The following is a 14,298-nucleotide window of genomic DNA, read 5'->3' as shown; positions in this document are numbered from 1 at the left end:
CTCTTGAAATCCGCGGCGGCGTATGGTTAAGTGAAACCAGTTTCACTTTTAGAAACGGAGCGCCTGTTTGACGTTCGATCCGACCCCGCTCGTCCCCTACCTCGGCGACCTGGCCGCCGGCGCCCGGCTGACCGCCCTCGCGTGCGCGCTGGCCCTGGCCGGCAGCCTCGCGCTGGGCATCGCGGCGGCCCTGATGCGCACCGGGGCATCACGACCGGCACGGCGCGCGGCCGAGATCTACGCCGACATCTTCCGCAACGTCCCCTTCATCGTCCAGCTGTTCTTCCTGTTTTACGGCCTGCCCGAGATCGGCGTCGAGCTGAGCGCGTTCGGTACCGGCGTGCTGGCGCTGTCGCTGGCGGGCGGCGCCTTCACGTCCGACGTGATCCGCGCCGGCATCCTGGCCATCGAGCCCGGCGTGCTGGAGGCGGCGCAGGTCAGCGGCCTGTCGCGCCTCGCCCTCTACCGCCGCATCGTGCTGCCCATCGCGCTGCGCAGCGCCGTGCGGCCGCTGGGATCGGTGTTCGTCAACCTGGTGCTGACGTCGTCGATCCTGTCGGCGATCACGCTCAATGAATTGACCGGCAGCGCCAAGATCGTCGCAGCCGACACCTTCCAGCCGTTCGAGGTGTACGCGCTGCTCCTGCTGCTGTATGCCGCGCTGACCTGGCTGGTGTCGCTGTCGGCCGGCGTTCTCCACCGGCGCCTGAACCGGCACGGCGGTTGATGCGCTACGCCGAGTTCACGCCCCACGACCTGCTCCTGCTGCTGCAGGGCCTGGGCGTCTCCGTCGCCCTGTTCGCGGCGACCACCGTCATCGGCTTGAGCGCGGGCCTGGCCTGGGCGCTGCTGCGCTACTACCGCACGCCGCTGCTGGCCCCAATCGTCGCCCTGCTGGCCGAGCTGTTGAAGAATTCCCCCGTGCTGGTGCAGCTGTTCCTCGTGTTCTTCGGCCTGCCGGTGCTGCTGGAGACGGACCTGACGCCGGTGCAGGCCGCCCTCATCACCTTGTCCGGCAACACGGCGGCATTCGTCTACGTGATCGCGGTGTCCGCCATCGAATCGGTGGGACGCGAGCAACTGGAAACGGCGCGCGTATTCGGCTTGAGCCGGTGGCAGACGCTGCGCCGCGTCGTCGCGCCCCAGGCGGCGGCGTTCGGCCTCGGGCCGCTGGCCGGGCTGCTCGTCAACCAGCTGCAGGTGACGTCGCTGATCTCGGTGATCGGCGTGGTCGACCTGACCAAGGCGGGCGCGATCCTGAACCTGCGCACGCTGAAGCCCTTCGTCGTCTGGACCGTGATCGGCCTGCTGTACTACCTGCTGGCCCGGCTGATCGCCCGGGCCTGCGCCCGCGCGGAAACGCGCCTGCGCGCGCACCGTCAATGGAAGGGTTTGTAGCATGATGCACATCGAAGACGTGGCCAAGCGCTTCGGCGCCCACACGGTGCTCGACGGGATCGACCTGCGCATCGCGCCGGGCGACGTGGTCTCCATCCTAGGCGCAAGCGGCTCCGGCAAGTCGACGCTGATCCGCTGCATCAACGGCCTCGAACGGCTCGACGGCGGCACGATCTCGGTCGACGGCCACCGCGTCGACGATCCGCGGCAACTGCGGCTCGCGCGCCGCTGTTGCGGCACCGTGTTCCAGCTGTTTAACCTATACCCGCACCTGACGGCGCTGCAAAACATCACGCTGGCGCCGATGGAAGTGCTGAAGGTGCCGCGCCGCCAGGCCGATGACGAGGCGCGCGCGCTGCTGGCCTCCGTGGGATTGGCCGACCGGGCAAGCGCCTATCCGGCCCAGCTCTCGGGCGGCCAGCGCCAGCGCGTCGGCATCTGCCGCGCGCTGGCGATGAAGCCGCGCTACCTGCTGCTGGACGAAGTCACCAGCGCGCTCGATCCGGAAATGACGGCCGAGGTGCTGGCCATCCTCGCCAAGCTGGCGGCCAGCGGCACCACGATGCTGTTCGTCACGCACGAAATCGAATTCGCCCGCCGCATCTCCCACCGCATCGTGTTTCTGGACCAGGGCCGGCTGCTGGCCGACCTGCCGACGGCGCGGTTCTTCGCAGCCGACGGCGGCCTGGCGCAGCCGCGCATCGCCCAATTTTTATCGAAGATGAGCAAATCATGAAAATGCTGCTGGCGAACGCCGAAGCCTGGCCCGGCTTCGACACCACGGTCGACCTGCTGCGCCAGGGCGGCGCCGCGATCGATGCCATGATCGAAGGCGTCGCCAAGGTCGAACGCGAGGCGAAGGTGCGCAGCGTCGGCTACGGCGGCTGGCCGAATATGCTGGGCGAGATGGAATTCGACGCGGGCGTCATGGACGGCACGACGCGCGACGTCGGCGCGGTCGGCGCGGTGCCGGCGACGCTGCCCGTGTCGGCGCTGGCGCACGAGGTCATGCAGCATCTGCCGCACGTGATGCTGACCGGCGCCGGCGCGCGCCGCTTCGCCACCGAACGCGGTTTCGCCGTCGACGAGGTGCTGCATCCGGACAGCAGGCGCGTGTGGTGGGAGCGGCTGCAACAGGAGATGTCGCCGGCACAGCTGGCGGCGTTCCCCGATATCCCGCTCGCCCCGCTCAGCCACGCCATCACCGACCCGGAACGCGTGCGTGACACGACGGTGTTCCTGGGCCGCGACGCCGGCGCCCACATCGGCGTGGTCACGTCGACGTCCGGCTGGGCGTGGAAGTATCCCGGGCGGCTGGGCGATTCGCCGATTCCCGGCGCGGGCTTTTACGCGGACAGCCGCTACGGCGCTGCCGCGTGCACGCACACGGGCGAGATGACCATGCGCTGCGGGACGTCGCGCACCATCGTGCTGGCGCTGCGGCTGGGCTACACGCTGGAGGACGCGGTCAAGCTCGCGGTGGAGGAACTGGCCGAGCTGGAAACGGGCTTCCTGGCCGGCGTCGTCATCCACGCCATCGACGCCCAGGGCAATCACCGGGTGGTCAACTTCCGCTGCGACGACGAGATACGCTACTGGTATTGGGACGAGCGCATGGCCAGGCCGGAACTGCGCAGCGCCTGCGCCATCCAACCTTGAAAGGACATATCATGCAGCATCGCTTCACACGCTGTGCCGCCGCACTCGCATTGATGCTGGCGGCGGGGTCCGCGCTGGCCGGCCGCATCGAGGACATCAAGGCGCGCGGTTATGTGCGCATCGGCGTCTCGCTCGGCGGCGAGCCGGTCGGCTTTCGCAACGCGGGCAATGAGCCGGTCGGCTACGACGTCGACGTGGCCAGGCAGCTTGCCGCGAAGCTCGGCGTGCCGGCGCGCTTGTCGGATGTGTCCAGCGATGCGCGCATCTCGATGCTGCGGTCCGGGCAGCTCGATCTGGTGGTGGCCAACGTCTCGATCACGCCGCAGCGCGCGCGCGTCGTGGATTTTTCCATCCCCTACAATGTGGCCGGCCTGCGCGTGATCGCGCAGAAGAGCGCGCACGTGAAAACGCTGGCGGACCTGAACGGCAAGCGCGTCGTGGTCGGCCGGGGCACCACGGCGGATGCCTTCCTGAGAAAGTCGGCGCCGCAGGCGGTGTTCGTCTACACCGACAACTTCGCGCCGGACGGCGTCCTGCTGCTGCAGCAGAAGCGCGTCGACGCCGGCATCGAGGATGCGTCGCTGCTCGACTACCTGGCCGGCAAGAACGACCAGCTGGAGACCTTGCCCGCGTTGTACGGGAATACGCCGATCGGCATCGCGATGGCCAAGGGCGATCCGGCGCTGCTGAAGTTCGTGAACGGTTTCGTCGCGGACTACGTCAAGTCCGGCGCCTACGCGGCCAACTACAGGAAGTGGTGGGGCAGCAAAGCCGTTCCGCCGGCGCTGCCGGCGCAATAGCATCGGCCGTCCGGGTGCAGCGGGATGCGTCCCCCCCTCGCGCGCCCAGGCGAAGTCCTGGCGCACGGCAGCCTGATGGTCTTGGTATAGGCGAATTCGCGCGCCCCGGCGGTGCCCAGTTCGCGGCCATAGCCGGACTGCTTGATGCCACCGAAGGGCAGGCGCGCATCCGACATGAATTGGCCGTTGATGAAGACGGCGCCCGCTTCGATGCGGCGCGCCAGCCGGCGTGCGCGCGCGACGTCGTCGCTCCAGAGCGCGGCGCCCAGACCGAACTCGGTGCATTGGCCAGCGCGACCGCCGCCTCCGCATCCTTGATGCGGAGGATGGCGGCCGCCGGCCCGAACGTTTCTTCGATCGCGGCGGCCATGTCGGGCGTCACGTGGTCGAGGACGGTCGGCTCATAGTAGCAGCCAGGGCCGGGACGCGCCGTCCTGGGCAGAAATCCGGAAGACGTGGACCGGCTATCATCCGCGTAGCCTTGTCGAAACCAGGATGCGTTGCTTGAACACACTGACGACGCCGGCGAGTTGTAATGCTTCGTTTTGCATGGCCTCCGACGCTGCAGCGACCTCTTCAACAAGAGCCGCATCCTGCTGGGTCACTTGGTCCATTTGATGGATTGCCTCGTTGATCTGCTCAATGCCGAGGTTTTGCTCGTGGGTAGCCTCCATTATTTCTGAAATGATGGTCGTAACCTGTTGCACGCTGTCGACGATCTCTCGCATTGTCGAGCCGGCCTGGCTGACCAGCGCCACGCCTGCATCCGTCCGCGCGACAGCGTCTTCGATCAGGAGTTTGATTTCCTTCGATGCGATGGCCGATCGCTGCGCGAGATTGCGCACCTCGGCGGCCACCACGGCGAACCCCCTGCCCTGTTCGCCGGCACGTGCGGCCTCGACCGCGGCGTTCAGCGCAAGAATATTGGTCTGGAAGGCGATGCCGTCGATGACGTCGATGATGTCGACGATTTTCCGCGACGACGCGCTGATGGACGCCATCGTGCCGACGACGTGCGACACGACGCCACCGCCCCGGCTCGCCGCGTCGAATGCCGACTGTGCCAGGGCATTGGCTCGGCGCGCATGATCGGCGTTGTCCTTGACGGTCGACGTCAATTCTTCCATCGACGCCGACGTTTGCTCCAGCGCCGCGGCGCGCGCTTCCGTCCTGCCGGACAATGCGACATTTCCCGCTGCAATCTGGCTGGAGGCGCTGGCGATGGTCGCCGTACCTCCGCGTACGCGGCCGACGATGTCCGCAAGCGCATCGCGCATGGTTTTCATGGTGCCTATCAGGCTGGCCGTATCGCGGGGGCGCACGTCAATCGCATGATCCAGGTCGCCCTGCGCAATACGGCGCGCGATGTCGACGGCCTGGTCGGGCGTGCCGCCCAGCGACCGCTCGATACTGACCACAATGGCGATGACGAATGCGGACAGCGCCAAGCCGACGACAAGCAGTATGACCGCCGATTCGAGCACGGCCGCACGAAACGCTGCGTCCACATCGCCGAGATACATGCCCGTCATGATCGTCCAATCCCATGGCTGGAAGTAGACGTCATAAGAGATCTTTCGCTCCGGCTCCACGGCGCCAGGCTTGTTCCACAGGTAGTAAGTAAAGCCTTTGCCCGACGCCTTGGCGACCGTCACGGCATCGATGCACTGCTGGCGGCCCTCCACATCCTTGATGTTTCCGAGACCGACCCCGACGAGATCCGGCTTGATGGGATTCATGATCATCTTTTGGGAATCGACGACCAGCAGATAGCCGGTGTCTCCGTACCGCAATGCCTTGATGCGTGCCAACGCCTGGCTGCGCGCATCCGCTTCGGACAACGATCCGGCCACAGCCATTCCGGCATATTCCTTCACGATCGACAGCGCCATGTCGCCGGCGTTGGCAAGCTGCGTCTTGCGCTCCTCCATGCGCAGCGCACGATCGCGAAATGCGTTAACCGTGACAACCGTCAGCAGGCAAAGCCAGCTGACCGCTAGGGGCAAAAGCAGCTTTTTTCGAAAAGATAACCTCACGGATGTCTCCTGTTGAACGCGTTTGCCATGGCCGTGCTCCCAATGATTTTCCACGGCCCGCCTGTCGCGCCGCAGAGTGTCAGCGCCGTGAGGACATCGACTACGCCACGAAGGACGACATGCGAACCGCCGACGGCCCCTGCTTCGCGCCACCGGCCCTGGCGAAGCCTGACCGCGTCAACCGGCTCGTCGGCCCCGGTCTCGCCCGGCGGGCCGGGGTCAGGCATGAAACATACGGCGCCGCACAGTATGACGACGGACGAAGCTGTTGCAGCGTCGCGCTGTTCCATGCCTGTCTCCTAATGTCCCGATATCAGAACGCGTGACGCAGGCCCGCCATGAAGCCGTTCTGGCTCATGCCCGCCTCCACCGTGCCGCCCGCGTCGACCGCTACCGCCGACGCCCCCTTGTTGGCCATGCGCCCGACCGAGGAATACACGGCGGTACGCTTGGACAGCGAATAAGTGATGCGGGCGACGAACATGTTGACGTCGGACGGGGAACGTTTCGTGTCGCGCCGCGCGACCTGCGCATCGAATGTGTACGCGCCGGCCGGACGACTGATGCCGAGGTAATACAGGTCCGATTCCGTCAGGCCCGTGGCGGCCCTCGTCGTGCGATCGACGACACCTATGCCGAGCTTGGTCGCGCCCAGCATGACAAAGCCGTTGAGCGTGACGCGGGTATCGGTGCTCGCGGCAGTGGTCAGCCCTCCCGCCGCCCCGGTGTTCCCGTACATCCGGTCGTACGACGTCGTCATGCCCCAGCCCTTCGTGTCGTAGCCGAGCAGTCCCGTATATTGGCGGCAGGCCCTGGCATTACCGGGAACCTCGCCAGGACAATTCGTCGCGGACGGCCCGCCCGCTGCCGACGCATCCCGTCCGAAACTCCAGGTCGCGCCGAGCGTCAGGCCATTGAAGTTACCCAAGTAGCCGATCGCATTGTCACTGCGGGCATTGGGCAGGTAGAGATCGATGGAGTTGATGGAAAATAATTGCGGGCCAAGCACATCCGTCTTTTGCGTCGCGAGATAGGTCATATTCTGCTGCCGCCCGAGACTCAGGCTGCCCCAGCTCCCACGCAGCCCGACCAGTGCCTGGCGTCCGAACAGGCGGCCGCCCTGACCGGTCAGGCCCGTGTCCGGTCCAAATCCGTTTTCCAGCACGAAGTAAGCCTGCAGGCCGTCGCCGAGTTCCTCGGTGCCGCGGAACCCGATACGCGACGGGAACGTGCCCGTCAGCGTAGGGATCTTGGTGGCCGAATGGCCCTGCGCATCGACGTTGGTGATGTGCGCCACGCTGCTGTCGACGAGGCCGTAGACCTGGACCGATGACTGGGCGTGGACGATGCAGGTGCCGAGTCCGCACGCGATCGCTGCCGCGATCCGGATAGGGTGTTTCATGTTGTCTCCGTTATGGTTATAAACGGTTCGTCCAGCGAACCTGGTAATGCAACATTGAAGCAATCGACCCGCGCTACCGCGGAAACAGGCCAGTGCGGCGGCCCGGGCGATACGGTGCGCGCGCACGACATGCGGGCGCGCGTGTACGGTGATGGGGTATGTCGGGCGCTTAGTGTGCCGCCCACTCGATGGACGCCATGTCGACGCCTTCGAGATGCATCTCCCAGAGTGGACTCAATTCGCGCAGCTTCGCGATCTTCGTCTTGATCAGGTCGATCGCGAAATCCACTTCGTCTTCGGTCGTGAAGCGGCCGAGCGAGTACCTGATCGAGCTGTGCGCCAGTTCGTCGCTACGTCCGAGGGCGCGCAGCACATAAGAGGGCTCCAGCGAAGCCGAGGTGCAGGCGGATCCGGACGATACGGCCAGGTCGCGTACCGCCATGATCATCGACTCGCCTTCGACGAAGTTGAAACTGATGTTGAGGATATTCGGCAACCGCTCGGACATGGAGCCATTGACATAGACTTCATCGATTTCCTGCAGTCCCGCAAGAAGGCGATCGCGCAGCATGGCCAAGCGCCGGCTGTCCTGCTCCAGTTCGAGCCTGGCGAGCCGGAACGCTTCGCCCATTCCGACGATCTGGTGGGTGGGCAACGTTCCCGAGCGCATGCCGCGCTCGTGGCCGCCGCCATGGATCTGGGCCTCGATCCGGATGCGTGGCTTGCGTCTCACATAGAGCGCACCGATGCCTTTCGGGCCGTACAGCTTGTGTGCCGTGACGGTCAGCAGGTCGGCATGGATCCGATCGACGTCGACCGGAATCTTGCCTGCGGCCTGTACGGCGTCGCAATGGAACACGATTTTCCTGGCGCGGCATGCCTGCCCGATCTCTTCCACCGGCTGGATGACGCCGGTCTCATTGTTGGCCATCATGATCGAAACGAGCACGGTGTCCGGACGCATCGCATCGATGACGCGTTGCGCGGGCACGATCCCGTCCTCGTCGACCGGAAGGTAGGTGGCTTCGAAGCCCTGGCGTTCCAGCTCCCGGAACGTATCGAGCACGGCCTTGTGTTCGGTCACCTGGGTGATGATGTGCTTCCCCTTGCCGCTGTAGAAATGAGCCGCCCCCTTGATCGCGAGATTGTTTCCTTCCGTGGCGCCGGAAGTCCATACGATTTCCCGGGGGTCGGCGTTGAGCAGGGCCGCCACGTGGCCGCGCGCCGCTTCGACGGCGCTTTCCGCTTCCCATCCATAGGCATGGCTGCGCGATGCGGGATTGCCAAAGATCGTGCAGAAATAAGGTTCCATCGCCTGGAATACGCGGCGATCGACAGGGGTGGTGGCGCTGTAGTCCATGTAAACGGGAAGACGGCTGGGAATCTTGGTCATATCGGGCACTTGAGGATGAGTGGTGTCTCTCAATTATAACTAGTTAAAAAAGCTTTGTAGATAAGTTTTATTTGTAAGCCTATTTTTACAACGCCCTGGAACAACGTGAGGGATACGGCCGACGCGATGTGCGGCCGCAAAGGTGGCCTTCCGCCGTCACCCGGTCGATAGGCGACGGCGGCTCGAGGACGAGCAGGTGCGATGGCGCGCGACGACGCCGCGGCCGGTTTACGCCGCCAGGGCAGCCTCGACCGCGAGCGCCACGGCCGCCAACCGACTGTCGCCACCGGATGTCGACGACAGCATCAGCCCGACCGGAAGCGCGCCGGCATCGTGGCACGGCAAGCTGAAGGCGCAGCCGTCGAGATAGTTGATGGCGAACGTATTCCTGAGCAATAGGCCGTTGGCCTTGAAGAAGGCCTCATCGCTCGCCACCAGGACATCGATTTCGGGCGCCAGGATGGGCACGGTCGGGCACACGAGCGCGTCGTACGGCTTGACGATCGCCTCCGCGCGCCGGATCCAGGCCTTGCGCGCATCGTGCATGGCGATGTAGTCGGCCGCGCTGGCGACGGCACCGGTGGCGATCCGCTGGGCCACGCGCGGATCGAAATCCCCGGTACGGTTCGCGAGGCGTTGGCGATGTACCGCGTAGGCCTCGACGGCGGAAAAACCGCCTGGCGCGTTGAGCGCCTGGATCTCGGCCAGTTCGCGGAACGGGATCGACTCGATGATGGCGCCGCGCGCCGAGAGCCTTTGAAGCGCACTGTCGAACGCGCGGGCCACGGCGGGTTCGATCCCATCGAACACAAGGGTTTCCGGCACCGCCAGCCGCATACCGTGCAGTGGCCGTTGCGTGACCTCCATCGGCGCGTCCGCTACGGCGGCGTCGACCGTAATGCAATCGGCGACACTGCGAGTCATCGAGCACACGGTGTCCAGCGTCCGCGACAGTTCGAGGGCGCCGGTGCGGGGTACCCGGGACTGGGTGCTCTTGAAGCCGACCAGCCCGCACAGCGCCGCCGGAATGCGGATCGAACCGCCGGTATCCGAGCCGAGACCGGCCACCGCAATGCCCAACGCCACCGAGACCGCGGCGCCGGACGACGAGCCGCCCGGGATGCGTGCGACCTTGGAATCCGCGGGGTTGCGCGGCGTGCCGTAATGCGGATTGATGCCGACGCCGGAAAACGCGAATTCGGTCATGTTGGTCTTGCCGATGATCGCCGCGCCCTGTGCCCGCAGTCGGGCGACCGCGACGGCATCCGAGACGGGTGCCGGATCGTCGTTGCACACGATGCTGCCCGCCCGGGTCGGCTCACCGGCGACGTCGTACAAATCCTTGACGGACACCGGCAGGCCGGCCAGCGGCGGCAGCGCGACGCCTGCCGCCAGGGATGCGTCCGCATAGCGCGCGGCGGCCATCGCCGAGTCCGCATACAGCGCGGTAAAGACATGGCGCGCAGGATCCTGCGCCGCCCGGTCCAATGCGGAAGCGACCAGGTGACCGTGGGTGGTCTCGCCGCGCGCAAGCAGCGCGCGGAGCTGAGGAATGGTATGGCTCATGATCAAGCTTGTCCTGGTTGATTGCGAGGAACGCTCAAGCGACGACAGGGAGCACGCAAGCGGAATAACGGTGCACGATGCTCCGTTTGAGCACCGGATCGCGCAACGAGATCTCCATCAGTTCCACCGGGCGGATACCTTGCCCTTGTGCGTTCGGGATGGCGCCAAGCGTGCCGCAGAACTGCACGTGGCCATCCCGTGCGGCCGCGCCGGTCGAGTCGAAATATCCGTCGCGCAGCGACTCGAGGGGACGGATGGATGCGAGGGTTCCCCGTTGGTACGTCACCCATTCGCCGCCTTCGTAAATGCGCGATTCCAGCACGATGTCGTCCTGTCGGGACGCGAGATCGCGCCAGCGCCACGCCGACGTGGCGATCGGCTTCGGGCACATCTGCTTGGACACCGCGACCGAATAACTCTCCACCTGGCGGTCCGTATGGTCGGAGCCGACGGTCAGCCACCATTCGCCGTCGGCAAAAAAGAGCGCCGGCTCCGCCTCGCCCGAGCTTTCCGGCCCCAGTACGTCGACAACCGGGGACTGGCTCAGCAAGGCCTTGCCCGCACGGTAGTACAAGGGAACGGCCGACGGGCGCGGCACGCCGAGCGCCGCGAGTTCTTCGATATGGTGTTCGATCGCGGCCGCGTCGCGCCCGGTCCAGCCGGAAATGATGAGATTGTTCGGTTCAACGGCAAGCAAGCGCGTGCTGGCGACACCGTCGGACTCGAGGCTTTCGCAGGAAAAATGAAGCATGGTTGGCATGTTCGTGCATCAGAAATGTGGAAATTCAGCAGGTCCTGGCCAAGACGTGCCGCTTTCTGCCGCACAGCCGATCAGCCTTACCCGCCCTGTGTTTTACTTGCTTTTTTCCGGGCGACCGGCGCCCGCTTTTCTTCGTTGCCGGCAGTCGCGGAGAGCGCTTTCAGGACCGCGACGGTCTGGCCGAATACATCGACAAGGGAGCCGACCGTCCGCGCAAGGTGCAGGAAATCCTCGCGCGTCAACGTGCCGAACAGACGGTCATTCACCATCAGCAGGTCCGGTTCGATCGACTTGATCCGTTCCATGCCGGATACGCTCAGACTCAACAGCACGCCCCGTCCATCGTCGGGATTCGATTTCTTGACGATGAACTGCGCCTTGACGAGCTTTTTGACCTCGTTCGTCACGAACGCCCCCGTGACATTCAGCCTTTCCGCGACATCGCTCACCCTGATGCCATCGCCGCCCGACCGCGCAATGACCATCAGAATGTTGTACTGCGGGGGTGTCACGCCGAGCCTCTCCGCGAGGTATTGACGCGCCGCGCCGAGATGCTCCCCCACCACCGAAATGTCATAGACAAACTGGCGAAAAGTCGCGTCGGGGACCGGTCCCTTGTCGAGTAACGCGGGAAGCGAAACAGAGGGTCCCAGTACCCAATCCTCGGATTGCGCGTTTTGGTCAGGCTTTGTTGCACGGCGGTTCATCTTGGCTCCGGACTTCAGTGAGTAACCCCGAGATTATCGCGCATCCCTGGGTTACGTCACGTCAAGCCGGATCGTAGTAATGCGATTCGAGCAGGTAGCACCCGTTCACGGAGCGGAAAGGACCGTGCCACGCACCCGGCGGGCGCACCGCGTAGGTGTAGCCGGCGAAGGAGCTGCCGCCCTGCCCGTTCTCGTCGGCACCGACGGTCATGTCGCCTTCCAGCATGAACACCTCTTCCCAGTAATCGTGGACGATCGGCTTGAAGGTGGCGAACCCGGGCGGGAAGCGCAGGATCCGCGTACGGCTGCCGCGCTTGTTCGCCGTGTCGAGCGAGCCGGAGATGATCAGTTCCAGGGCGCCCGAGTCCGGCGCATACCCTTCCGGCAGTTGCCAGCCTGGCGCATTGAGGTCGATCTGGTGAAACTCATGGTGGATCTTGTTGACAGCCATGATAGGTACTCCTTGGTTAAAAAAGGTTAACGTGTTGCCGGCGGTTGCAGGACCGCGTATTTGCCGCCAAAGAAAACAAGCGGTGCCGCCGGATCTTTCTTGTGAATGCGTACGACGCGCCCCACGAAAATGACGTGATCGCCGCCATCGTGCTGCGCATAAGGCACGGCCTGGAACGATACGATCGAGTCTTTCAGGGTGAACGGCAGGCCGTCGTGGATTTCGACTTCGGTGCCGGACCACTTGTCCCCTTTTGCCGTGGCAAAGCGGCTTGAAATATGCTGATGGTCTTCGCCCAGCACATTCACGCTGTACATCTTCGCGCCGCACAGGACGGGTAGGCTCAGTGCCTGCTTCCCGATCGAGAACAGCACCAGCGGCGGGTCCAGCGACACCGAATTGAACGATGTGATCGTCATGCCGATTCGGCCTTCGCCGGCCCCGCCTTCCGCCGTGACGACGGCCACGCCGGTGGGAAACAGGCTCAATGCCGAACGGAACTCGTTGCGATCGATTGCCGGCAAGGGTGTGGATGTGCATTCCATGGTCATGCTCCCATTGGAGGTTGGCGGATCAGAGGGCATATTCCTTGAGATACTCTGCGGGCACGCCGTAGCTCTCCAGCAGCCGATCGGCGATGCCCTCCAGTGCCTGCCAGTTCGTGTGCGTATAGGTGTAGTTGCGGACGACAAACGACGCGCCGGCGTAGAATTTCTCGTACTGCTGGTGGCGGCCGGCGAATTCGGAACCCGTCAGGTCCCATGCCAGCTTGTAGAGCTTCATGCGGTCGACGGCGCCGGTCTGCAGCGTCGACCAGTATTGCTCGAACGAGGAACGCAATTCCGGGGCGGCCATGACGGAGATATCGGCCGGCATCTGGAAGACACTGCCGCCACACAATTCACGCAACTGGTCGATGATGAACGAATGATTTTCAGTACACCAGTTGAGCGCCGCGTACACGTAGCGCCGGTTGTAGCACCAGTGTCCCTGTACCGGCCATTCCTCCGCGCTTTGCAGTTGGCCCATGATCAGGCCTTCGAGCGTGCCTTCCCAGGCGGCCAGCTTGCCAAGCGTCTCGCGCACGGCCGGGATCTGGTCGGCGCCGGATGCCTTGGTGATCTTGCTGGCGATGCCGACGATGAGCTTTACCTTGGACAGGAAACGTACGTTGGACTGGTGGTTGCCGTACGTATGGCCGGCCGTCTCCAGGTAGATCTGGCGTGCCAGCGCCGTATCGTTATGGACGAAAACATTTTCCCAAGGGACTTTGACTTCCCGGCACAGCAGCATGCTGTCCGATTCGTCATACCGGTAGCCGAGGGGATTTTCGAAGTCAGACGTGGTGTCGCGGCCGAACGGCTTGCGCGACCACAGTTCGAGGCCTGGCGCGTTGACCGGCACGACGCAGGTGATCGACTGGTTGGCCTGGTCTGGCGCGAGGGGTGTGAGGTTGCCGATCCAGATTTCATTGGCGTAGGCCGCGCCGGTCGCCAGCATCTTGATGCCGGTGATGACGACGCCGTCGTCGTCCTCGCGCACGACGCGCAGCGTCGGGACCGGGAGATTGAGCTTCTGGTAGGCCTCCGGATTGCGGCCGGCCTGCGGCGGTACCACCGCATACACGGCGTAGCTGTCCGCCTTGCGCATGCGCTGGTAGTACGCCATGAGGTTATCGGCATACTTTCCAAAGACGTCGGCCTTCAGGCTCATGCCGGTGACGAAGCTCGAGACATGGTCCGGCGAGCGGCCGAACATGCCATACGTCTTGTCGGCGATCGCCTGGTGCACGCGGTGGCGGAACTCGAGGTCCGCCTTGCTGCGGGCGCGCAGGAAGTACCCGCTATAGCGCTCGCCGTTTTCCTCGAACGTCATCAGATCGCGGTTCTCGGGTGCGCATTTCATGTCGTAGATGTCCGCGATGGACTGCGCACCGTTACGGAATACGGGATGGGTGGTGACGTCGGCGATACGCTCGTTGCCGACAAAGATCGTGCGGCCGTCACGCAAGGATTCGAGATGCTCAGCGCCAGTTTTCAACATTTTTCAGTCCCTCCAGAAGTTATTTGCGCGGCTTGCATTGGCAATCAATGATCCGCTGTACACGTCGGCTCGACATTGCCGAG

At 64.6% G+C, this 14,298-nt stretch carries 15 protein-coding genes and 2 pseudogenes; 6 read left to right on the top strand and 11 right to left on the bottom strand.

Features of this window, described 5'->3' with window-relative positions; translation table 11 throughout:
* The first annotated feature begins 67 nt into the window (after nt 1–67).
* The 5 genes from BVG12_RS30620 to BVG12_RS30600 are packed head-to-tail and all read left to right on the top strand — an operon-like array spanning nt 68 to nt 3,857.
* Nucleotides 68–727 carry an amino acid ABC transporter permease gene (locus tag BVG12_RS30620; protein WP_075795698.1) on the top strand — a complete coding sequence of 220 codons (660 nt, stop codon included), beginning with the start codon at nt 68–70 and terminating at the stop codon, nt 725–727.
* Complete coding sequence (locus BVG12_RS30615; protein ID WP_075795697.1) at nt 727–1,398, top strand: amino acid ABC transporter permease; 672 nt, start codon at nt 727–729, stop codon at nt 1,396–1,398. The genes BVG12_RS30620 and BVG12_RS30615 overlap by 1 nt, the downstream gene beginning before the upstream one ends.
* A gap of 1 nt (nt 1,399) precedes the next feature.
* The gene (locus BVG12_RS30610; protein ID WP_075795696.1) at nt 1,400–2,134 is read left to right on the top strand and encodes an amino acid ABC transporter ATP-binding protein; all 735 of its coding nucleotides are present in this window, start codon (nt 1,400–1,402) and stop codon (nt 2,132–2,134) included.
* Nucleotides 2,131–3,057, top strand: a complete 927-nt coding sequence (locus tag BVG12_RS30605; protein WP_156895779.1) for a glycosylasparaginase — start codon at nt 2,131–2,133, stop codon at nt 3,055–3,057. Before BVG12_RS30610 ends, BVG12_RS30605 begins: the two co-directional genes overlap by 4 nt.
* Nucleotides 3,058–3,068: 11 nt before the next feature.
* Nucleotides 3,069–3,857 (top strand): transporter substrate-binding domain-containing protein, encoded by a 789-nt coding sequence (locus BVG12_RS30600; protein WP_075795694.1) that lies wholly within the window; start codon nt 3,069–3,071, stop codon nt 3,855–3,857.
* Here BVG12_RS30600 and BVG12_RS35400 read toward each other — a convergent pair.
* Nucleotides 3,803–4,239 (bottom strand): annotated as a pseudogene (locus tag BVG12_RS35400) (aldehyde dehydrogenase family protein). The gene BVG12_RS30600 and the pseudogene BVG12_RS35400 overlap by 55 nt on opposite strands.
* A 27-nt stretch (nt 4,240–4,266) precedes the next feature.
* Between BVG12_RS35400 and BVG12_RS35920 the strand changes: the two are divergent.
* Nucleotides 4,267–4,373 (top strand): annotated as a pseudogene (locus BVG12_RS35920) (IS5/IS1182 family transposase); the annotation flags it as partial.
* On the opposite strand, the gene BVG12_RS30585 reads toward BVG12_RS35920, so the two are convergent.
* The 10 genes from BVG12_RS30585 to BVG12_RS30540 form a co-directional block, all read right to left on the bottom strand.
* A complete protein-coding gene (locus BVG12_RS30585) occupies nt 4,325–5,893 on the bottom strand; it encodes a methyl-accepting chemotaxis protein (RefSeq protein WP_156895778.1) in 1,569 nt (522 codons plus the stop codon). The pseudogene BVG12_RS35920 and the gene BVG12_RS30585 sit on opposite strands and share 49 nt — an antisense overlap.
* Complete coding sequence (locus tag BVG12_RS30580) at nt 5,890–6,183, bottom strand: hypothetical protein (RefSeq protein WP_075795692.1); 294 nt, start codon at nt 6,181–6,183, stop codon at nt 5,890–5,892. The genes BVG12_RS30585 and BVG12_RS30580 overlap by 4 nt, the downstream gene beginning before the upstream one ends.
* A gap of 23 nt (nt 6,184–6,206) precedes the next feature.
* Nucleotides 6,207–7,295 (bottom strand): porin, encoded by a 1,089-nt coding sequence (locus BVG12_RS30575; RefSeq protein WP_075795691.1) that lies wholly within the window; start codon nt 7,293–7,295, stop codon nt 6,207–6,209.
* Nucleotides 7,296–7,464: 169 nt separating this feature from the next.
* Entirely contained in the window at nt 7,465–8,688 is a 1,224-nt protein-coding gene (locus BVG12_RS30570; protein ID WP_075795690.1) for an IscS subfamily cysteine desulfurase, read from the bottom strand.
* A gap of 228 nt (nt 8,689–8,916) precedes the next feature.
* Nucleotides 8,917–10,254, bottom strand: coding sequence for an amidase (locus tag BVG12_RS30565; RefSeq protein WP_075795689.1), 1,338 nt, complete (start codon nt 10,252–10,254; stop codon nt 8,917–8,919).
* Between the two features lie 34 nt (nt 10,255–10,288).
* Nucleotides 10,289–11,005: a DUF2848 domain-containing protein gene (locus BVG12_RS30560; RefSeq protein ID WP_075795688.1), complete on the bottom strand. Its 717-nt coding sequence runs from the start codon at nt 11,003–11,005 to the stop codon at nt 10,289–10,291.
* 86 nt (nt 11,006–11,091) lie between these two features.
* Complete coding sequence (locus tag BVG12_RS30555) at nt 11,092–11,721, bottom strand: MarR family winged helix-turn-helix transcriptional regulator (RefSeq protein WP_075795687.1); 630 nt, start codon at nt 11,719–11,721, stop codon at nt 11,092–11,094.
* Between the two features lie 61 nt (nt 11,722–11,782).
* Entirely contained in the window at nt 11,783–12,172 is a 390-nt protein-coding gene (locus BVG12_RS30550; RefSeq protein ID WP_075795686.1) for a cupin domain-containing protein, read from the bottom strand.
* Between the two features lie 26 nt (nt 12,173–12,198).
* Nucleotides 12,199–12,717, bottom strand: a complete 519-nt coding sequence (locus BVG12_RS30545) for a flavin reductase family protein (RefSeq protein WP_156895777.1) — start codon at nt 12,715–12,717, stop codon at nt 12,199–12,201.
* 28 nt (nt 12,718–12,745) lie between these two features.
* Complete coding sequence (locus tag BVG12_RS30540) at nt 12,746–14,215, bottom strand: 4-hydroxyphenylacetate 3-hydroxylase family protein (RefSeq protein ID WP_075795685.1); 1,470 nt, start codon at nt 14,213–14,215, stop codon at nt 12,746–12,748.
* Nucleotides 14,216–14,298 lie beyond the last annotated feature (83 nt).

The organism is Massilia putida, assembly GCF_001941825.1.
In the GTDB taxonomy this organism is placed as follows: Bacteria; Pseudomonadota; Gammaproteobacteria; order Burkholderiales; family Burkholderiaceae_D; genus Telluria; species Telluria putida.
Note: the sequence above shows the minus strand (reverse complement) of the source record. Positions and strands in the feature narration are given on the sequence as shown.